This is a genomic window from Acinetobacter sp. 148 (genome assembly GCF_031196675.1).
In the GTDB taxonomy this organism is placed as follows: domain Bacteria; phylum Pseudomonadota; class Gammaproteobacteria; order Pseudomonadales; family Moraxellaceae; genus Acinetobacter; species Acinetobacter baumannii.
Window position 1 is genome coordinate 240,086 of the sequence record NZ_JAVIMT010000085.1, and the last position, 20,476, is coordinate 260,561.

Sequence of the window (20,476 nt, forward strand, 5' to 3'; positions counted from 1 at the left end):
CCTCTTAATCTAAACTTTTGCTTGTTAACTGTGCAGTAGTATAACGTTCATAGCGCATTTTCAATTACTTATAGTCTATAACTCTTCAACGATTTAATTAGTATATGAATAAAAGCATAATTTAATTTTTAAAATTTTATAATTTCTTAATTAAAATCAATGAGTTTAAATAATTTTAAAAAGTTGGCACTCTTTTTGTTATGCACATATTGGAAATCTTTTATATCCAATGTGGGGAATGCCTGTGAAAAATATCAAAACATTAATTCTTGCAATGAGCACTATCAGCTTAACCGCTGTAGTTATGCCAGCTCATGCTGCTACTGATGCAGAAGTAGATGCTTTACGCAAAGAAGTTAGTGAGTTAAAGCAACTGGTCCAGCAATTATCAAATCAGCAAAAAGCGGTAACTGTAGTAAATACTCCAACAGTTCCGCCAACTACAATTGCGGCAAGCTCACCCGTTCCTCAGAGCAAACTGGGTTGGATGCAAATGCCTGATGGTCAAACGCAAGTCAAGCTTTATGGGAATGTACGTGTAGATGCAACCTATGACTTTAAGGGGTCAAATGGCAGCATTTCAAATGGTGCTAACTACCCTTTAAATAAAGATGACCCAAGACAGGACTCCTTAAATGTATCTGCAGCGACTACACGCATTGGGTTAGATCTTACTCGACCTACACAATATGGCGATTTAACAGGCAAAATTGAAGCCGATTTTATGGGTGGCAATGGCGATAATGGCAGTGGAACTTTCCGTGTACGCCATGCCTATATGTCTTTAGGTAAATGGTTAGTTGGTCAAACCACTTCACCTTTCGTCAATACAGATACTTCTCCGGAAACACTAGACTTTACTGGTGCAGTAGGTACAGGAACCACACGTACTGTACAGGTTCGCTATACTCAACCAATTAATGCTCAACAAAAAATATTAGTTGCCTTAGAAGGTGGTGATGTTGAAAAAGTGAGTAATGCTGCTGGAGGAAGCCGTTTCCCTGCTCTAACAACTCGTTATGATTTCAAAACCGCAGATAATAAAGGCTTATTACAGCTTCATGGTCTTGCCCATGAAAATCGAGTAGCGCCTAAAGATAGTTCATCTGAAGAAAAATTTGGCTGGGGTGTAGGCATCGGTGGCAAGTACGATATCACGCCTCAGGATAGTGTCGTTGCCAACTATTATCATGTTAAAGGTGATGGCCGCTATTTATCTTATAGCAACTCTGCATATGCTTACGATACAACTACTCAAGATATCAACTTAGGTGAATTTGATAGTGCGGTGATCGGCTACCAACGGAAATGGAGCCCTATTCTCCGCTCTACTTTCGCAATAGGTGGTATTCAATATAAAGATGATAACGTCTATGCAAATAGCAATTTAACCAATACTAGCTATAACAAAGAAATTTATAACGCTTTGGTCAACTTAATCTGGAATCCGGTTAAAAATATTGATTTAGGTGCAGAATATACTTACGGCCAGCGTGAAACTTTTGCAGGTGATAAAGGTGATTACTCACGCATAAATTTATTAGCAAAATATAATTTCTAAAATTTAGATGTAAAAAAGAGCCACTCTTGGCTCTTTTTTATTGTCACAATTAGTGCATTGCCTGAATTTTTTCCAAGAAAATTTTAGCGCGCTCATGACGTGCCTCTAAATTATCAAAGAATTCATGGGTTGGGCAATCTTCAAGAATTTTACCTTCATCCATAAAAATTAAACGGTTAGATACGCGTTTTGCAAAGCCCATTTCATGTGTCACACACATCATGGTCATACCTTCATGAGCAAGTTGCACCATCACTTCAAGAACCTCGCCTACCATTTCTGGGTCGAGTGCCGAAGTAGGTTCATCAAACAACATACAGATTGGGTCCATTGATAAGCCACGGGCAATAGCAACACGCTGTTGCTGACCACCAGAAAGTTGCCCTGGAAATTTATCCTTATGGGCAAGCAGACCTACACGTTCTAAATATTTAAGACCTTTTTCACGCGCTTCAGCAACTGAACGTTTTAAAACTTTTACTTGGGCAATGGTTAAATTTTCCAAAACAGTCATGTGAGGAAAAAGTTCAAAATGCTGGAATACCATCCCTACCCGAGAACGGAACTTTGCAAGATCAGTTTTCGGATCTTTTAGTGAAACCCCATCAACAATAATGTCGCCCTGCTGAAACGGCTCTAAAGCATTTACAGTTTTAATGAGCGTTGATTTGCCTGAACCAGATGGCCCACAAACAACAACGACATCACCTTTTTCAATACTCGTCGTGCAATCTGTTAAAACCTGAAAATCACCATACCATTTAGAGATATGTTGGATGTCTATCATTGGCATTTAAAATCTCCAATTAGCGAATGATGGCAATTTTTTTCTGCAAACGTTTGACTAATTGCGATAGCACAAACGAGCTACAGAAATACACCACAGCGACGATTAAATAGAATGTTGCTTTCGTTTCAGGACCATAGGTATTAGCCAAAGTATCTGCACGCCCCAAGAAGTCTGGTGCACTAATAACATAAACTAATGACACATCCTGAAATAGAATGATGGTTTGAGTAAGTAATACCGGAAGCATATTGCGAAAGGCCTGCGGTAACACCACATAACGCATGGATTGTCCGTAGGTAAATCCTAAAGCGTAGCCTGCATTGACTTGCCCTTTTGAAATAGACTGAATACCCGAACGTACAATTTCCGAGAAAAACGCAGCTTCAAAAATGGCAAAAGTCACAACGCTGGAAAATAATGGCCCCCAATACGTATCTGATTGAAACTCAAATATCTTTGGCAACAAGAAATAAAAAATAAAAATAACCTGAATTAATGGGATACCACGGAATAAATCTACATAGAACTTGGCAAAGTTACTTGCAAGGGCGTTGTTGGATAAACGCATCATTGCCAAAGGAGTTCCGATGAGGATACCCCCCATCATTGCAAGCACGGTTACGGTAAGTGTAAAAATAAATCCTTCTTTTAATGCCGCAATAACATCAGGATTATGCAATAGAGAAAAATCCATAATTATTTTCCTCCCGAGCCTAAACCTGGTACAGCCATGCGTTTTTCAATCCATGCCATTATAAATTTAATGGTGTATGTAATGATTAAATAGACAGGTGTAGACAGAATAAGAATGATAATGTCCTGTGAAGTCTCTTCACGCATGGTTTTGGTATAAGCAAAGAAATTTAAAACACTTAAGGCATATAAAACTGCCGAGTTTTTAAAGACGTTCATTGCTTCTGACGTAATCGTTGGCCATACCGTACGGTATGCCACTGGCAAAATCACATAACGATAACTTTGAGCGGTGGTAAATCCCATAGCCGATGCCGCAAACTTTTGACCACGAGATACCGTGTTAATTCCGGCTCTGACATGCTCCGAAACACGCGCCGCAGTATAAAGACCTAAAGCAAAAACACCGATAATAGCAGGTTGTTGATTTAAAATGTTTTTCCACCATCCCCCTGCTACAACATCTCCACTTCCTGCACTTAAACTGTCCGGTAAGAACTCCGGAAAAACAAAAGCCCAGAAGAATAACTGTACAATTAATGGAATATTACGGAATATTTCGACATAGCAGTTGCCGATAAAAGCAAGTGGTTTATTGGGTAAAGTACGAATTACCCCGAGGAGAGAACCTAATAAAAATGCGATAAGAAAGGCTACAATGGCAGTCCAAACCATAGTAAAGACACCAGAACCTAACATTTGTAACCATGTGGGCGCCTCAGCATAGGCATTGTAGCTAGAACTACCAATAACCTTACAAACTGATTCTGCCCATGCGGCTTTATCGACACCATATTCATTAGACTCCGCACAGAATATAGTCCAGTTTAGTGAGCCGACTGACATGTTTGCCCCTTAAATTAATATCTTTAGAAAATAGACCACTTGTGCAAATGAATTTTTACACCTGCACAAGTAAATTTAGGACAAAAAGATCCAGTTAGATTCCTGCATCTGTTGGGTGAGCTTTGAGTTTTTTATAAGATGAACTTTGTTGCATGTTCAAATTAGTATTTTTCGGTGGAATTGGCGATAAGAACCATTTTTTATATAAAGCATCCATTTGACCAGTTTTCCATAAGTTATTTACAGTACGGTCAGCAATTGCTTTAAATTTTGGATCATCTTTTGCAATCATAATGCCATAAGGTTCTGATGAAAGTACTGGACCAACAATTGCAAATGCTTTAGGTGTAGAAGACTTAGCAATTAAGCCTGCTAAAATATTATCATCCATTACAAATGCAGCAGCGCGTCCAGATGCCATCATGGCAAAAGAGTCAGCATGGTCTTTACCATAAATATTTTGTACATTAATTGCTTGGCCTTTTTCATTCATCTTAATGTACTTGTCAGATGTAGTACCTTGAGTAGTAACAACTGCTTTACCATTTAAGTCTGCCAAACTTTTAATACCAGAGTTTGCTTTAACAGCCATGCGTACTTCTGTTGCATAGTAGTTAGTTGAGAAACCCACTTGTTGCTGACGCTGTTTAGAATTTGTGGTGGTACCACATTCCATATCAATATTGCCCGCTAAAAGCTCAGGAATACGTGTTGATGAAGTTACTGCCTTGTATTCAACTTTTAAACTAGGCATTTTCAATTCTTTTTTAATATCATTTGCAAACTGGTTACAAATGTCGACTGCATAACCTACTGGTTTACCTGCAACAACATATGAAATCGGGTCAGACGATTCTCGGTGGCCAATAACGATTTTCCCAGTACTTTTAATTTTAGCTAATGTATCTGCTGCCTGAATTTGAGAAGTAGCACCAACCGTACAAAGCATAACTGTTGAAACAATGAGAGAGGTTGCAGAACGTTTCATAAGAACTCCTTGATGATCATTCCCTCTATTTGTCTACAGAATCATTCATATAGAGAAATAGAGTGATTTATTATTAAATTGCAATTATCGAGCCAACTTTTCCAAGTAGGACACGTCCATTTGCTTCACTTATTATTTATCTGTTTCGCAGAATTAATACCTTTAAAACTGCTCACATGTTTCTACTTTAATCTATGTTTTAATCTTCTGTCTATTATTAAGCTCATCTATTTACACTTAAATGTGGCAATTATTGATTACAATGTAAACACATGCACAATAAAGTGGCTTAAATTTTTCTAAAAACTGTTTTTAGCAAAAGTAACTTTTATCCCCAAAATAAAAGATCAAATTTATTAGTAGCTTATACTTAAGTTGAATAAACAGTAATAAATATTAAATTAAGCATCAAAATAATGTACATAAATGTTTTATTAAAAATCATTTATAAAATTGATAGTAATATTTTTTAAGTATCTTTAAGGTTAAAAAATAAAAAAGCCCCGATTTTATCGGAGCTTTTTAAAAAATAAAATTTAAATTCCTCGCCAGTCAACCCGTGCATTACGTTCAGTTTGATATATTCTTAAAACGTACTGTCCAAGCGGCAAATCAAGTAAATATTTCTGATAATTACTCCAATCGGGCGATACTTCCCCATCTTCTTCCCTTTCCCATGGTGTACCTTTTATTTCTAATAAAGGTGCAAGCATAGAACATACTGAAATATCAGCAAGGCTTAAGCGGTCACCAACCATATAACGTGCTTGGTTTTCAATTAAATAGTGGTTTAACTCATTAATGAGTTCATCCATGCGTCCTTTTGACTGACTTACGAGCTCTTCTTCAAGCTTATAATTCTTCTTGACTAGAGTCTTGAGAAACGGTTTTGATATTTTCTCAAACTGTCGTAAGTAGCCTTGTTCGCCCATCATAATCTCTAGAGCATGATCTCCTTGAGCTAAAGTATGAGCAAGTGCCCAACGACGTACATGCACCCCAAGTTCATCTGCCAAACTATCAATTTTAAGAGTTTGCTGTCTAAGTTGTTCATCACGGCGTAAAAGTGCATGTTCCGGATAAGTATCATCCAGATAAAGCGCAATTTTAGTCGACTCAGCAATCCAGCGATGGTCATCTTTTAAAATTGGCAACAAATTTTGACCTGTTTTAAGTTGTGCAAAAGCACGGTGAAATCCAGGAATCAAATTATGTGCAACGTAATCAAGTTCTTTATGGTCTAACAACCAGCGAGCTTTTTCACAATAATGAGACAAAGGAAACTGATACAAAACCCGCATAAAATCTCCACGTTTATTTTTATTTGACTATTCGTACAAAAATCGTCTTCGGTAAGTAGATACTTTAGAAGCTATTTTTAATGAAAACAATGGATATTGTGCTCATTTTTCACTGACAGTTAGGTCTATATTTTTTATATCTTTTTTTACCGTACTTATAGCTGTTTTTCATATTAAAGTCCTTTTAGTTATTCATTTTACAAATAAAAAATATAATTTATTGATTTTTAATATATTTCTATATCTATATTTATCTATTAAAAATCAAAAAAAGTGCTTTGCATTTTTATTCATAAGCTGAGCATAAGTCCTCGTTTAGTGGAAAAATATTTCTTTTGTAAGGTAATGACAGCAATACAAGGTGTCATTATGTCTAATTCTCTATCTAAAACGACGGCATACGTCCAAGTCATTCAAAATGATCAACAAGCAATTAATGCTGCTTATCAAGTGGCTGATTTTGCTTTAGAGGGTCGTAATACACGTGATCAACAACGCTTATTACCGCATGAGCAAATCGAAAGCTTTAGCCAAAAAGGCTTAGGCGGAATTCGTATTGCAAAAAAATACGGCGGTGCTTTCGTTTCCAATAAAACACTGGCACAAGTTTTCCGTATTTTAAGTAAAGGTGATGCAAATGTTGGTCAGATTCCACAAAATCAGATTAGCCTGTTAAACCTGATTGAAATCATGGGTACAGAACAACAAAAACAATTTATCTTTTCAGAAATATTAGCCGGTAAACGTCTTGCCAACGGTGGTCCCGAACGAAATACCCATGACTCAAAAACCTTAAAAACCACGCTTACTATTGAAAACGGCAAATATTTTTTAAACGGCGAAAAGTTTTATTCGACGGGAACAAGTTTTGCGCATTGGCTCGCAATTAAAGCGGTTCATCCTGAAGGTCATGTGGTTTTAGTCATTGTGAATCGAGATGCTCAAGGCATTGAAATTATTAATGACTGGAATGGGTTTGGTCAACGTACTACAGCGAGCGGTACAGTTAAATTAAATCATGTTGAAATTAATCCTGAACTTATTTTTGATGAGCGTTTATTAACACAAGTTCCAACCTATCGCGGTGCGTATTCGCAGTTATTACAAGTGGCAATTGATGTCGGTATTGCGGAAGCTGCTTTTGAAGATACTTTATCGACTATACACAAAGCGCGCCCAATTATTGATGCAAATGTTGAAAAAGCCAGCTTTGAACATTACACCCTACAAGAGGGGGGTAAGTTAAATATTTTACTCGACGCAGCAATTTTACTGCTTGATGAAGCTGCTGAATATTTAGATGAACTTGATCAACTTCAAACAGTGACTGACGAACAAGTAGCAAAAGCTTCAATTTTGGTCGCAGAAGCAAAAGTCTATGCCAATGATGCTGCCCTACAAATCTCTGAAAAACTACTAGAGCTAGGCGGTAGCCGCTCAAGCTTAAGCCAACATAATTTAGATCAACATTGGCGAAATGCCCGTGTACATACCTTACACGACCCTGTTCGCTGGAAATTACATGCCATTGGCAATTATTACCTTAATGGTCATTTCCCTGCCCGCCATGCCTGGATTTAAGGAGAAATTGTCATGACTTCATATCAATCGGTTCAAACCAAACAAACATCGGCATCTGGCCAAGCCCACATTATTCAAAATGATGCTGAAGCATTAGAAATTGCCGAACAATTTGCCGAACAATTTAAAAAAACCGCAGTTGAGCGAGACGCTAAGCGAATTTTACCGTATACCGAAATTGATGCATTAAGCCAGTCTGGGCTTTGGGCAATTACAGTACCAAAGCAATATGGTGGTGCCGAAGTTTCAAGCCATACAGTTGCCAAAGTAATTGCGCTTTTAAGCGGTGCAGATGGTTCAATCGGGCAAATTCCACAAAACCACTTCTATGCATTAGAAGTGTTACGCAATACAGGTACAGAAACTCAGAAACAACGTTTATACGGCGAAGTGTTAAATGGCACCCGCTTTGGTAATGCACTTGCTGAGTTTAAAACTAAAACTTCAACCCATAAACAAACTAACATTCGTCCACATGAAAATGGCTATCTTATTCAGGGTGAAAAGTTTTACTGCACAGGAAGTCTATTTGCTCACCGTATTCCTACCTTAGTTTTAGACGATGCAGGACGTGAGTATCTGGCATTTGTAAAAAGTGGTTCACAAGGATTAAAACTTGTAGATGACTGGTCTGGTTTTGGGCAAAAAACCACAGGCAGCGGTACAGTTAAATTTGATCAAGTTTTTGTCGATGCAGATGATGTTATTCCTTTTGATACTGCATTTTTACAACCAACCTTAGTCGGTCCTTTTGCTCAAATCATGCATGCATCGATTGAGGTAGGCATTGCACGTGCAGCCTTTGAAGAAAGCTTGCAAAGAGTACATCAAGCTCGCCCATGGATTGATTCAAATGTAGAAACTGCAAACCAAGATCCTTTAACGATTTATGAATTAGGACGCATTGCGGTAGATGTACGAGCTAGTGAAGTCCTATTAAAACAGGCCGCTCAATCAATTGATGCCGCAAAAATTGAAACCACACCTGAGAACATTGCTAAAGCATCCATCGATGTTGCCAAAGTACGTGCTCATAGTACCGATATCGCACTCAAAGCATCGTCTAAGCTGATTGAACTTGCTGGTAGCCGTGGTAGTCAGTCTCAAGATGGCCTAGACCGTTTCTGGCGTAATGCGCGAGTACATACCTTACATGATGCCGCACGATGGAAATATTACTTTATTGGGAACTACGTTCTTAACGGTGTTCTACCACCTCGTCGGGGGACATTGTAATGGCAGATTTCAAAGCGAAAGAGATTTTATTAAACGCCTTTGATATGAACTGCGTTGGTCATATTAATCATGGCTTATGGACACATCCACGTGATGAATCACATCGTTTTAACGAATTGAGCTATTGGACAGAACAGGCCAAAACTTTAGAAAATGGTTTATTTGATGGTTTGTTTATCGCTGATATTACAGGTGTGTATGACGTCTATCAAAACGGTATAGATCTCACTTTAAAAGAGTCCATTCAGCTTCCGAGCCATGACCCGTATACACTCATTTCAGCAATGGCGGCAGTCACTCAAAACTTAAGTTTTGGGGTCACTGTGAACTTAAGCTATGAGCATCCATATCAATTTGCTCGCCGCTTTGCGAGTCTTGACCATTTAACTCAAGGTCGTATTGGCTGGAATATCGTGACGGGTTATCTAGATAGTGCCGAACGCTTAATTGGTCAAAAGGGTTTAAAAGACCACGATGCCCGCTATGAACAAGCCGAAGAGTTTTTAGAACTTTGCTACAAATATTGGGAAGGTTCTTGGGAAAACGACGCAGTTAAAAAAGATAAAGTACGGCGTGTTTTTACAGATCCATCTAAGGTGCATACCATTCACCACCATGGAAAGTATTACCAGAGTGAAGGTGTGTTTCAGGTATCTCCTTCTGTGCAACGCACTCCAACCCTATTTCAAGCAGGTGCTTCACCTAAAGGTATGCAGTTTGCAACACGTCATGCTGAATGTGTATTTATTGGCGGTGACAAACCCGAAAAAATTCGCGAACAAGTGAAAAAGATTCGTACTCTTGCCGAACAGCAAGGACGCTCAGCGAACGATATTAAAGTGTTTGTCGGCATAACTGTTGTTGTGGCCGAAACACATGATCTGGCTGTACAAAAACTTAATGAATATCGTCAGTATGCAAGTCCTGAAGCAGGCTTAGCGCATTATGCGAGTTCAACAGGCATTGACTTAAGTAAGTTTGCCGATGATGAAGCAATTCCTTACCAAAAAAGTAACAGTATTGTTTCGATTACCGAAAAGTTTAAAGAACAGCAAATCACAAAAAATGACTTAAAAGCTCAACATGTTTTAGGCGGTCGCTATCCCCTTATCGTGGGTAGTGGCGAAGAAGTTGCTGAATACTTAATTCATCTTTTAGATGAGACTGATATTGATGGCTTTAATTTGACACGTACTGTTGCACCTGAGTCTCACCATGACTTTATTCGCTTGGTCATTCCAGAGCTACAACAACGTGGTCGCTATAAAACTGCATATAAAACGGGTTCACTACGGAACAAAATTTTTAATCGGGGTGATCAATTACCAGAACAGCACCCTGTTCAAGCGTTCCGATGTAGTCCCTATAACAACAGCAAAAACTTAACAAAAATTGAAGAAATAACCGCTTAAATTTGGAGATAGACATGGCTCAAACAGCCTCTAAAAAATGGCTAGGCATAGGCTTAGTCGTTGTAGTTCTTTTTGTTGCTTTGTTCTTATGGAATAAACATCGACAAAGTGGCTCAAATGAACTTGTGATTGGCATTAGTCCACCATTTGCAAAACCTTTACAAGCTGCTGCCGATGAAGCAAAGAAACAAGGTTTAAATGTAAAACTTGTCGAATTTTCTGACTGGAATACCCCAAACATTACTTTAAATCATGGGGATATTGATGCGAACTTTTTCCAGCATCAACCCTTCTTAGATAATGCAATTAAAGAAACTGGCTTTAAATTAAAGGCATTTGCAGTGGGTGCAGCGTCACATGTGGGGCTATATTCAAAGAAATATAAAAGTCTTGATGAATTGCCACAAAACGCACGTGTGGTCATTCCAAATGATCCGGTGAACCAAGGTCGTGCCCTACTTCTTTTACAACAAGCTAAGTTAATTACGCTTAAAGATTCAAATAATCACTTATCTGCACTCAAAGATGTTGTTTCAAACCCTAAAAATTTGCAATTTATTGAGGTTGAAGGACCACAGACTGCTCGTGCAATTGATGATGTTGACTTGGCTTTTGGCTATCCACATTACTTGCGCTTAGCAAAAACAGCAGACCCTAATAGTGCGCTTTTACTGGATGACAATACCAATAAACGTTATGCCATTTTGTTTGTAGTGCGTAATGACTATGAGGATAAGGGCGATAAATTAAAGAAATTTGTTGAGATCTATCAAAACTCGCCAAAAGTTAAAGCTGTGTTAGATGCTGAAATTGGGCCAAAACTTTGGTTCCCTGGCTGGAAGTAATAACGGAAAGATTATGGCGATTCAGTTCAAACAGCATAAGCCTTGGTTACTCGGAATTACGATTTTAATCGTAGTTCTGGGCCTTGTCGGTTACCGTTATATTAAAAATAAAAAAGCCGATGATGTTTTAACGATTGGCATTAGCCCGCCTTATGCAGAGCTATTACAAAGCGTTGCCAATGAAGTAGAAAAGCAAGGCGTTCATGTCAAACTCGTTGAATTTTCTGATTGGCGAGCACCCAATGTTGCCGTACAAAACGGCGATATTGATGCAAACTTTTTCCAGCAAAGCGTATTTCTACGTAATGCTGTTAAAGAAACGGGTTATGACTTACATGCATTTGGTGTGGGTTCAGGAAGTCATGTGGGTTTATATTCAAAAAAATATAAATCATTTGAAGATTTACCTTTAAATGCACGTGTTGCCATTCCAAATGATCCGGTTAATTTAGCCCGTGCTTTAATTTTATTGCATCGTGCTGGCTTAATTCAGCTTAAAGATATTAATAATGAGCTTTCAACTACTCAAGACATTATTGCTAATCCGAAACAGCTGAGCTTCGTTGAAGTTGAAGGCCCTCAAACCGCACATGCATATAATGATGTCGATTTAATTTTCGGCTTCCCTCACTACTTAAAAATGGCAAAGGTAACCGACCCACATAGCGCATTATTTTTAGACCCAATCGATAAAAAATATGCAATTTTGTTTGTGACCCGTCGCGATTACCAAGACAAAAACCAAAAACTTGCAACCTTTGTTAAAGCATTCCAGAACTCAAAACAAGCACAAGACATTCTGGATAAAGACTTTGGTAAAGGTATGTGGTTTCAAGGCTGGAAATAAGGAGAATGACGATGGTGAGTTTTGGATCACAAGTTGATTTTTCTCTACCCCATATCAAAATTCGTGGTTTAAATAAGTTTTACCAATCTCAAGGTCAAAAACTGCACGCTTTAAAAGAGATTAACCTTGATATTCCTCAAGGTAAGATTTTAGGCATTATTGGTAAAAGTGGTGCAGGAAAATCTTCCTTACTTCGTACATTAAATGGTTTAGAACAAGTAAATACTGGCAGCATTCATATTCATCAACAAAACATTGCTGAATTGAGCCATTCTGAGCTTATTCAAACCCGTCAACGAATTGGAATGATTTTTCAACATTTCAATTTAATGTCTGCAAAAACAGTTTGGGAAAATGTGGCATTGCCCTTAAAAGTTTCCAATTACAACAAAGCAGATATTGACCAACGCGTAAATGAGGTTCTAGCTCTCGTAGGTCTTGCAGATAAATCTAACTATTATCCATCACAACTTTCTGGCGGACAAAAGCAACGTGTTGGTATTGCACGCGCACTTGTTCACCACCCAGAAATTTTACTGTGTGACGAGGCAACCTCGGCACTTGATCCTGAAAGTACTGCCACTATTTTGGCTTTACTTAAAAAGATTAATCAGGAACTTGGTCTCACCATTGTATTAATTACTCATGAAATGCAAGTGATTCGAGAAATTTGTGATCAAGTCGTGGTGATTGACCAAGGTGAGATTGTAGAGGCTGGGCAAGTTTGGTCGGTATTTTCACGACCAGAGCAACAAATTACTCAAGAACTATTAAACCTTGAGCAGATCACTCTGCCTTTTAAAATCAGCCGTCTACCCGATGAAGATTCGACTCATATTATTGTAAAACTGAAATATGAGGCTGAAGCACATCAGGTTCCAGATATTCAAGAACTACTTGCCAAATTCAAAGCACCCGTCAATTTATACCAAAGTCAGGTCGATACCATTCAAGGGCACATTATTGGCTCACTTTTAGTCGGTATTCCTAACGTAGAAATTGATCTTTCATCTATACAACAAGATGCATTAACAGCAATCGCACAATTTGAGGTACTTGGCTATGCAAGACCAGCTCATTGATTTATTAATTACTGGAACTGTAGATACCTTGCTCATGGTAGGCGCATCTGCGTTCATTGCCTTTTTAATTGGCTTACCTATCGCTGTTATTTTAGTCAGCACTTCTGAACATGGCATTCATCCGTCGCAAAAGATTAATCAGGCTTTGGGTTGGGTCATCAATATCACTCGCTCAATACCCTTTCTAATTTTAATGGTTGCACTTATTCCGCTTACTCGCTGGATTGTGGGTACAAGTTATGGCGTATGGGCAGCGGTTGTTCCCTTAACGATTGCGGCCATTCCGTTTTTTGCCCGTATTGCAGAAGTCAGCTTACGTGAAGTCGATCAAGGCTTAATTGAAGCTGCACAAGCCATGGGTTGTAACCGCAAACAAATTATCTGGCACGTACTTTTACCAGAGGCTTTGCCAGGTATTGTGGCAGGCTTTACAGTGACTATTGTGACAATGATTAACTCATCTGCGATTGCTGGTGCTATTGGTGCAGGTGGCTTAGGAGACATTGCTTATCGATATGGTTATCAACGTTTTGATATGCAAATTATGTTGGCTGTTATTTTAGTATTGATTGTTTTAGTCATGTTAGTACAAGCGACTGGTGATGCATTAGCCCAGCAACTCGATAAACGTAAAGTTTAAACACAACAGAACCCTGCTCTAGCCATGACTTTGTCATGGCTTTCATGTAAAATCAGCCACAATTTTTAATTTACACATTTGTGAGTGGTTTTCATGGGTTTTAATTGCGGTATTGTTGGTCTGCCAAATGTAGGGAAATCTACCCTTTTCAATGCATTAACTAAAGCAGCGATTGCAGCGGAAAACTTCCCGTTCTGTACCATTGAGCCAAACACAGGTATTGTTCCTGTTCCAGATCCACGTTTAGATAAACTTGCTGCAATTGTTAACCCTCAGCGTGTTTTGCCGACCACTATGGAATTTGTGGACATTGCAGGTCTTGTTGCTGGTGCATCAAAAGGCGAAGGTTTGGGTAACCAGTTTCTTGCTAACATTCGTGAAACTGATGCAATTGCACACGTTGTACGTTGTTTCGAAGACGAAAACGTCATCCACGTAAATGGTAAAATTGATCCATTAGATGACATTGCAACTATCAATACTGAACTTGCACTTGCAGACCTTGAGACTGTTGCTAAAGCAATTTTACGTTTAACTAAAGTTGCTAAAGGCGGTGACAAAGAAGCTGTAGCAACTAAAGCAGTTTTAGAAAAAATCCAACCGTTACTTGACGAAGGTAAACCAGCTCGCGCGGCTGATTTGTCTGATGACGAACGCAAATTAATCCGTGGTTTTGGTTTAATGACTTTGAAACCAACCATGTACATTGCAAACGTTGCAGAAGACGGTTTTGAAAACAACCCACATTTAGAAGCTGTTAAAAAACTTGCTGCCGAAGAAAACGCAATTGTTGTGCCGCTTTGCAACCAAATCGAAGCTGAAATTTCATTATTAGAAGATGAAGATCGTGCTGAGTTCCTAGAAGCAATGGGTATGGAAGAACCGGGCTTAAACGTAGTTATTCGTGCAGGCTATAAACTTTTAGGTTTACAAACTTATTTCACTGCTGGTGTACAAGAAGTTCGTGCATGGACAGTAAAAGTTGGTGCAACGGCTCCTCAAGCAGCTGGTGTTATCCATACTGATTTCGAAAAAGGCTTTATCCGTGCTGAAGTTGTTGCATATGATGACTTCGTGCAATACAACGGTGAAAACGGCGCTAAAGAAGCAGGTAAATGGCGTTTAGAAGGTAAAACTTACGTTGTTCAAGATGGTGATGTAATGCATTTCCGTTTTAACGTTTAAGTTAAAGCTTAAAAAAAAGCCCCACTAGATTGGGGCTTTTTTATATTTAATGGCTTAAATCCATCATCTCTCGTTTACTGCGCGCCTCGTGTAAAATTCGCTCATGCAAAGGCTTTCTAAAGCCTAACATAAATATAAATTCTGCCAATACAAATAGTGGTCCAATTGCAAGTCCTATTACATCATCAACAAAAGCAGGTTTTTTCTTTTCAAAATAATGCCCCACAAACTGAAAAGCCCATCCCACAACAAAGAAACCAATACTTGCAGCCAACCATTGTCCTAAAGAAAGTTCGGCAATTTGGCTCGCTAGTGGATACACAGCAACCAATATCATGAGCATGAGTAAACCAAAAACTTTATCTAGAAATAAATAATAGATCGTACTAGCTGCAATCAGTACCATAGCTAAAGTAACTTTAAAATTACCAATATCGATTCCTGCCCTCGCTGTTAAACATAAAATTGAAAACACGATGAGTGGAATGCCTATAAAATGCGTCAAAATATTTTGATGATTTAAATGATAAGCCGCATATTGGCTCAGTTTCTGCTCCAGATTTGACATGAGTTATTCCCTATTCACTTAACTATAGTCATACTGTACAAATAAGGAAAATTTAAAGTTGTCAGCTAATTGACAAAGTAATGAATTTTTTCATGGATGACCGAATATTGGACCTAATTTATATTACCCGATTAAAAGAAAACACATGGTTTAGTGTGCTTCCGGAAGCATTCCAAAAGTTTATTTTAGAACATGGCAAGCAAATCACCTTTGAGAAAAATAGCTACGTTTTCCACGCTCAAGATGAGTTTGATGGTATTTATACCGTCCTTGAAGGCTCAATTAGCTTAGGTTATGTCGATGTAAATGGTAATGAAGCACTTTCTGCAATTGCTGAGCCGATTATGTGGTTCGGTGAAATATCTTTAATTGATCATGAGCCACGGTCACACGACGCGATTGCTTTGAAAAAAAGTATAGTTCTGCATATTCCCGCAAAACCATTAAATGAGCTACTAAAAGAACATCCATATTATTGGTATTATTTTGCACGTTTAACCAGCCAAAAACTCAGGTACGTTTTCTTAGAACAAATTGCGATACAAACACGCAGTATTTCTCAAAGGCTGGCACAACGTCTTCTGTTCATTTTAGAAGGATACGGTAACCATATTCTTATTCAAGATCATCAAATTCAGATTTCTCAAGAGCAATTAGCCAACATGCTGACTACATCTAGGCAGACGATCAACCATGAATTGAGCCTACTTGAAAAACAGAATATTATTAAAATTGCTTTTAGAAAAATTGAGATTTTAGATATTGAAAAACTAAAAGTAATTGCTCAAGTTCATTCATAATTGTACGAAACGCCGCTATATAATAAAAACTTAAAATTAAATTAAAAAATTAGATAACACTGCAAATCAAAACATTGTTCAAACTCTATTTCCACAAAATAAATGTTTTAAAGCAGAATTTTTCACCTTACACTCAAGCTGAGCAATAATACTCAACAAGGCGCTGATTAACATGAAAAAATTATCAACAATTCTTACAGCAGGCGTATTGGCTATGTTAAGTGTTTCGGCATTTGCATGTCCAAAAGGAACTCAACTACAAGGCGGTACTGGACCAAATCACAAAGGTGGAAAATGTGTAGCGGTACATGGAAAAGCTACAGCTCAAAAAGCAAAGAAAGAGGCAACTAAAACTAAACAGGAAGTTAAAAAAGACTTAACCATGCAAAAGCATGATGCAATGACCAGTGCGACTCATGCACAACATGAATCACATCAAATGACTCACCAAATGAAGCAAGATGCTGTAAAAACTGCCAACACAGTTAAAGCTGCGACAAAACCTTAATTATCATTCACCCATTATCGTTTAAAGCAAAAAAGCGAGATTGATCATCTCGCTTTTTTATATGTATAGGCTTTATTTAGGAGATGTGTTTCCTAAATTCGGATTTTCAATCGCTTCCTTACACTGTTGTTTATCGCGCTCATAATCTGCCTGTTTTTGAGCAACCGAACTATTATTTTCAAGCGTTTCGCGCGCCCATACATCTAGACTTGTTAAAGCTTTACGACAAAGCGCATATTTTCCTTCAGTGACTGAATCTGTCATTTTTACATTGATACGCCAGTCTGTACTGAGCTGACGTAGTGGTTTACGAACATTATCATTAATTTGACTGAGCTGTTTTTCATAGACTAAATGATCAACAGTATTGATTAATGTCCATGCCTTTTTTGCATAAACTGTCGCATCATTCGTTAGTTTCGGCGCTGGTTTAATTTCTACTTTTTTATCTGAGCTCTGATTGCCATTATCACAACCTTGCAATATAAATACGCTCGCACTCAGGATGGCGATATAAACTAAACGAGTCTTTGATTTGAACATATCAAACTGCCGAATTAAACATTTCGGCACTATGCTATTAAATTCGGCTACAATACTCAATCTTTCAAGTTTTTATAATTGGTTTACTGCCAAGGTGTATTGTGTCAAATCAACAACAGATGGCTGCTCAAACAGCAACTTTTTGGCAAGGTGCCAAAGATAGTCAAGCCATCGTTCTCACCTACTTACCAGTTTCTTTTGCCTTCGGCGTTTCTGCATCTCAATTTGGTTTTAGCCCATGGGAAGCATTTTTTCTTTCTTGTTCCATGTATGCAGGTGCAAGCCAATTTTTAGTGGTCGCACTTTTAGCAAGTGGTTCTTCTATATGGTTAACCGCCTTAACAGTCATTGCACTTGATATACGACATGTACTTTATGGGCCTGCTCTTTATAATTTAATTCCCACTAAATTAAATTTAAAGAAGACAGCCGTTTGGGCTTGGGGTTTAACGGACGAAGTTTTTGCCAGTGGTATGATCCAACTTTCACAGCGCAGACAACAATGGTCCGAGTCTTGGATGTTGGGCTTAAGTCTATTTAGCTGGATGTCTTGGGCAAGTGGTTCATTATTAGGCGGGTTATTTGCAGATCAAGTCGCACACCTTCCAAAGTTTTTACAAGCAGCTTTAGACTTCTTATTACCTGCTTTATTTTTAAGTTTTTTATTAGCGGCATTTGAACGAAAGCATAGCCTTGTAGTTGCTGTATCGTTAGTGGTGTCAGCTTTGGCATGTTATTGGATTAACTTATCAGCGGCTATCTTTATTGGCATTCTTTCAGGCATTTTAGCAGGTCTATTTAAATATTATGTGCTGAAACAATTTGATGAGGTTGAAGCTTAATATGAACCTAGAAATTATTTTGGTCGGCATTATTGTGGGTATTGCTAATTTTGCTTCACGCTTCGGACCATTTTTCGTAATACAAAAACTACAGGGCAACCAACAAAGACGCGGCTCAATCTGGTTAAAAATCGCTTTGGGAAGTATTGGTATATCTGCGATTAGCGCCATGCTTGTGGTTGCAACCCTTCCACCTTTACTTGAAACTCCAAATAAGAGTTTAGCAATGCTTATCGGATTTTTGGTTCTAGCTGGTCTTTATTTTAAATTTAAGAAAATTGTTCCTGCCACCTTAACAGCCGCAATCGTTTATGGCCTTATCTATACTTATTTACCTTTATAAATAGATAAACTGATCAACCTTATATAATATATAAATGCTAGAAGTGATTAAGAATAATAACTTCTAGCATAAAAACTCATTTTTGAAATTTATTAAAAGATAAATCCATCTAGCGATTAGAGATAAAAATGTCACAAGTTAAAATTTATGCAAATGAACGAACCATTATTCAGTATCGCGAACTGCTCTCTCATGCGATCCATCAAGCACTTATTGAAGAATTGAAGTATCCCGTCGAGAAAAGATTTCAACGCTTCATTAGCCTTAAACCCGAGAATTTTATTTATCCATCTGACAGAAGCCAACATTACATTATCATCGAACTTTCAATGTTTTCAGGCCGCAGTCCAGCCACTAAAAAGCAACTTATTCAAACCTTATTTCGCAATATTGAAGAGCAATGCAAAATTGCACCTCAGGACATTGAAATTACTATTTTTGAAACACCTAAGGAAAATTGGGGTATCCGTGGTAAAAATGCAGATGAATTGCTTTTAAACTATCAGGTTAATATCTAAAAACTACATTTTTAATTGTCCGACAAAATTACTTTTTTTATGCATGATAAGGCTTAACTCCACCCTAAGTTCTGCTATGCTTAAAAAAATAATTTTGTCAGGATGATTCGCATGAGCGTGACACTCGGTACCCCACTTCAATCTTCTGCATTTAAAGTTTTATTGTTAGGTTCAGGAGAGCTTGGCAAAGAAGTTGTAATTTCCCTACAACGCCTTGGTGTAGAAGTACATGCAGCCGACCGTTATGATCATGCTCCAGCTATGCAAGTAGCACATTTTTCTTATGTGTTAAACATGGCAGATCCAGCCCAATTAAAACAACTCATTGAAAAAGTTAAACCAAATTTAATTGTTCCAGAAATTGAAGCGATTGCGACCGAAGTTTTACTAGAAATTGAAGCAAATAAAACTGCAACAGTCATCCCATCTGCTAAAGCTGTAAACCTGACCATGAACCGTGAAGGTATTCGCCGTCTTGCGGCTGAAGAACTTGGTTTACCTACATCTGCTTATCGTTTTGCTGATACGCTCGAAAGCTTCCGCGCTGCTTGTGATGATATTGGTTATCCAAACTTTGTAAAACCGGTCATGTCTTCTTCTGGTAAAGGACAGTCTCGTGTAAAAAGTTTCGATGAAGTCGATGCTGCATGGGAATATGCAATGCAAGGTGGCCGTGTTAACCAAGGCACTGTTATTATCGAGTCTCAAATTGATTTTGACTTTGAAATTACACTCCTTACCGTTCGCGCTAAAAACCCTGAAACAGGTGAAATTGAAACTCATTACTGTGACCCAATTGGTCATCGCCAAGATGCAGGCGACTATGTCGAAAGCTGGCAACCACAACCCATGACTCCTGCAGCACTCGAGGAAGCCAAACGCATTGCAAATAAAGTGACTACAGCACTTGGTGGCTGTGGTATTTTTGGTGTAGAACTGTTTATTAAAGGCGACAAGGTTTGGTTTAGTGAGGTTTCACCTCGTCCACACGACACAGGACTTGTAACTTTAGCATCTCAATTTCAAAGTGAATTTGAATTACATGCACGTGCAATTTTAGGCTTACCTGTAAATACAGCACGTCACAGTGTTGCCGCAAGTGCGGTAATTTATGCTGGAGTTGATGCTAACAATTTAAGTTATAGCAATCTGAATGTGGCTTTAGCTCATCCAGATACCGACTTACGTTTGTTTGGTAAACCAGAAGGTTTCAAACGTCGTCGTATGGGTGTGGCAACTGCTCGCGCTGAAAATACTGATCTTGCCCGTACTTTAGCGAAAGAAACCGCTGATCAAGTAAGCGTTCAAACTAACTTTTAATTTTTACTTATTGGTAGACCCATTTTC

At 38.2% G+C, this 20,476-nt stretch carries 22 protein-coding genes; 15 read left to right on the top strand and 7 right to left on the bottom strand.

Features of this window, described 5'->3' with window-relative positions; all coding sequences use genetic code 11:
* Nucleotides 1-244 precede the first annotated feature (244 nt).
* Nucleotides 245-1,561: a DcaP family trimeric outer membrane transporter gene (locus RFX69_RS16525; RefSeq protein ID WP_289332442.1), complete on the top strand. Its 1,317-nt coding sequence runs from the start codon at nucleotides 245-247 to the stop codon at nucleotides 1,559-1,561.
* A 49-nt stretch (nucleotides 1,562-1,610) separates the two neighbouring features.
* Here RFX69_RS16525 and RFX69_RS16530 read toward each other — a convergent pair whose 3' ends face one another.
* The 5 genes from RFX69_RS16530 to RFX69_RS16550 all read right to left on the bottom strand — a co-directional run bounded on the left by RFX69_RS16530 (nucleotide 1,611) and on the right by RFX69_RS16550 (nucleotide 6,179).
* Nucleotides 1,611-2,354: an amino acid ABC transporter ATP-binding protein gene (locus tag RFX69_RS16530; RefSeq protein ID WP_001132006.1), complete on the bottom strand. Its 744-nt coding sequence runs from the start codon at nucleotides 2,352-2,354 to the stop codon at nucleotides 1,611-1,613.
* A gap of 13 nt (nucleotides 2,355-2,367) precedes the next feature.
* A complete protein-coding gene (locus RFX69_RS16535; RefSeq protein WP_000347804.1) occupies nucleotides 2,368-3,045 on the bottom strand; it encodes an amino acid ABC transporter permease in 678 nt (225 codons plus the stop codon).
* Nucleotides 3,046-3,047: 2 nt separating this feature from the next.
* A complete protein-coding gene (locus RFX69_RS16540) occupies nucleotides 3,048-3,890 on the bottom strand; it encodes an amino acid ABC transporter permease (protein WP_000110648.1) in 843 nt (280 codons plus the stop codon).
* A gap of 94 nt (nucleotides 3,891-3,984) precedes the next feature.
* Nucleotides 3,985-4,878, bottom strand: coding sequence for an amino acid ABC transporter substrate-binding protein (locus RFX69_RS16545; RefSeq protein ID WP_000830366.1), 894 nt, complete (start codon nucleotides 4,876-4,878; stop codon nucleotides 3,985-3,987).
* A 536-nt stretch (nucleotides 4,879-5,414) separates the two neighbouring features.
* Nucleotides 5,415-6,179, bottom strand: coding sequence for a glutathione S-transferase family protein (locus RFX69_RS16550; protein ID WP_001265503.1), 765 nt, complete (start codon nucleotides 6,177-6,179; stop codon nucleotides 5,415-5,417).
* A 345-nt stretch (nucleotides 6,180-6,524) separates the two neighbouring features.
* Here RFX69_RS16550 and RFX69_RS16555 point away from each other — a divergent pair, with 345 nt between their 5' ends.
* The 8 genes from RFX69_RS16555 to ychF all read left to right on the top strand — a co-directional run bounded on the left by RFX69_RS16555 (nucleotide 6,525) and on the right by ychF (nucleotide 15,007).
* Nucleotides 6,525-7,760 (top strand): SfnB family sulfur acquisition oxidoreductase, encoded by a 1,236-nt coding sequence (locus tag RFX69_RS16555; RefSeq protein WP_289332441.1) that lies wholly within the window; start codon nucleotides 6,525-6,527, stop codon nucleotides 7,758-7,760.
* Nucleotides 7,761-7,772: 12 nt separating this feature from the next.
* On the top strand, nucleotides 7,773-8,996 hold the full coding sequence (locus RFX69_RS16560; RefSeq protein ID WP_000205190.1) for an SfnB family sulfur acquisition oxidoreductase: 1,224 nt from the start codon (nucleotides 7,773-7,775) through the stop codon (nucleotides 8,994-8,996).
* A complete protein-coding gene (locus RFX69_RS16565) occupies nucleotides 8,996-10,408 on the top strand; it encodes an LLM class flavin-dependent oxidoreductase (RefSeq protein ID WP_289332440.1) in 1,413 nt (470 codons plus the stop codon). The genes RFX69_RS16560 and RFX69_RS16565 overlap by 1 nt, the downstream gene beginning before the upstream one ends.
* Nucleotides 10,409-10,422: 14 nt before the next feature.
* Nucleotides 10,423-11,253, top strand: coding sequence for a MetQ/NlpA family ABC transporter substrate-binding protein (locus RFX69_RS16570; protein WP_272234264.1), 831 nt, complete (start codon nucleotides 10,423-10,425; stop codon nucleotides 11,251-11,253).
* Nucleotides 11,254-11,266: 13 nt separating this feature from the next.
* A complete protein-coding gene (locus RFX69_RS16575; protein ID WP_031987013.1) occupies nucleotides 11,267-12,100 on the top strand; it encodes a MetQ/NlpA family ABC transporter substrate-binding protein in 834 nt (277 codons plus the stop codon).
* Between the two features lie 5 nt (nucleotides 12,101-12,105).
* On the top strand, nucleotides 12,106-13,182 hold the full coding sequence (locus RFX69_RS16580; protein WP_085941321.1) for a methionine ABC transporter ATP-binding protein: 1,077 nt from the start codon (nucleotides 12,106-12,108) through the stop codon (nucleotides 13,180-13,182).
* The gene (locus RFX69_RS16585) at nucleotides 13,163-13,822 is read left to right on the top strand and encodes a methionine ABC transporter permease (protein ID WP_001153959.1); all 660 of its coding nucleotides are present in this window, start codon (nucleotides 13,163-13,165) and stop codon (nucleotides 13,820-13,822) included. Before RFX69_RS16580 ends, RFX69_RS16585 begins: the two co-directional genes overlap by 20 nt.
* Before the next feature lie 93 nt (nucleotides 13,823-13,915).
* Nucleotides 13,916-15,007 carry a redox-regulated ATPase YchF gene (gene ychF, locus RFX69_RS16590; RefSeq protein WP_000506572.1) on the top strand — a complete coding sequence of 364 codons (1,092 nt, stop codon included), beginning with the start codon at nucleotides 13,916-13,918 and terminating at the stop codon, nucleotides 15,005-15,007.
* A 46-nt stretch (nucleotides 15,008-15,053) separates the two neighbouring features.
* On the opposite strand, the gene RFX69_RS16595 is transcribed toward ychF, so the two are convergent.
* Entirely contained in the window at nucleotides 15,054-15,575 is a 522-nt protein-coding gene (locus RFX69_RS16595; protein WP_000067179.1) for a DUF962 domain-containing protein, read from the bottom strand.
* 92 nt (nucleotides 15,576-15,667) lie between these two features.
* On the opposite strand from RFX69_RS16595, the gene RFX69_RS16600 reads away from it, so the two are divergent.
* Both RFX69_RS16600 and RFX69_RS16605 read left to right on the top strand, forming a co-directional pair.
* Entirely contained in the window at nucleotides 15,668-16,375 is a 708-nt protein-coding gene (locus RFX69_RS16600) for a Crp/Fnr family transcriptional regulator (RefSeq protein ID WP_140952284.1), read from the top strand.
* Nucleotides 16,376-16,547: 172 nt separating this feature from the next.
* The gene (locus tag RFX69_RS16605) at nucleotides 16,548-16,883 is read left to right on the top strand and encodes a hypothetical protein (RefSeq protein ID WP_140952281.1); all 336 of its coding nucleotides are present in this window, start codon (nucleotides 16,548-16,550) and stop codon (nucleotides 16,881-16,883) included.
* A 72-nt stretch (nucleotides 16,884-16,955) separates the two neighbouring features.
* On the opposite strand, the gene RFX69_RS16610 is transcribed toward RFX69_RS16605, so the two are convergent.
* On the bottom strand, nucleotides 16,956-17,426 hold the full coding sequence (locus RFX69_RS16610) for a hypothetical protein (RefSeq protein ID WP_000477056.1): 471 nt from the start codon (nucleotides 17,424-17,426) through the stop codon (nucleotides 16,956-16,958).
* Between the two features lie 119 nt (nucleotides 17,427-17,545).
* Here RFX69_RS16610 and RFX69_RS16615 point away from each other — a divergent pair, with 119 nt between their 5' ends.
* From RFX69_RS16615 to purT, 4 genes are all read left to right on the top strand, one after another.
* Nucleotides 17,546-18,268, top strand: a complete 723-nt coding sequence (locus RFX69_RS16615; protein ID WP_085940569.1) for an AzlC family ABC transporter permease — start codon at nucleotides 17,546-17,548, stop codon at nucleotides 18,266-18,268.
* A gap of 1 nt (nucleotide 18,269) precedes the next feature.
* The gene (gene ygaH / locus RFX69_RS16620) at nucleotides 18,270-18,611 is read left to right on the top strand and encodes an L-valine transporter subunit YgaH (protein ID WP_001047279.1); all 342 of its coding nucleotides are present in this window, start codon (nucleotides 18,270-18,272) and stop codon (nucleotides 18,609-18,611) included.
* 128 nt (nucleotides 18,612-18,739) lie between these two features.
* On the top strand, nucleotides 18,740-19,129 hold the full coding sequence (locus RFX69_RS16625) for a tautomerase family protein (protein WP_000084512.1): 390 nt from the start codon (nucleotides 18,740-18,742) through the stop codon (nucleotides 19,127-19,129).
* Between the two features lie 102 nt (nucleotides 19,130-19,231).
* Nucleotides 19,232-20,449 (top strand): formate-dependent phosphoribosylglycinamide formyltransferase, encoded by a 1,218-nt coding sequence (gene purT / locus RFX69_RS16630; protein WP_002000338.1) that lies wholly within the window; start codon nucleotides 19,232-19,234, stop codon nucleotides 20,447-20,449.
* The last annotated feature ends 27 nt before the right edge of the window (nucleotides 20,450-20,476 follow it).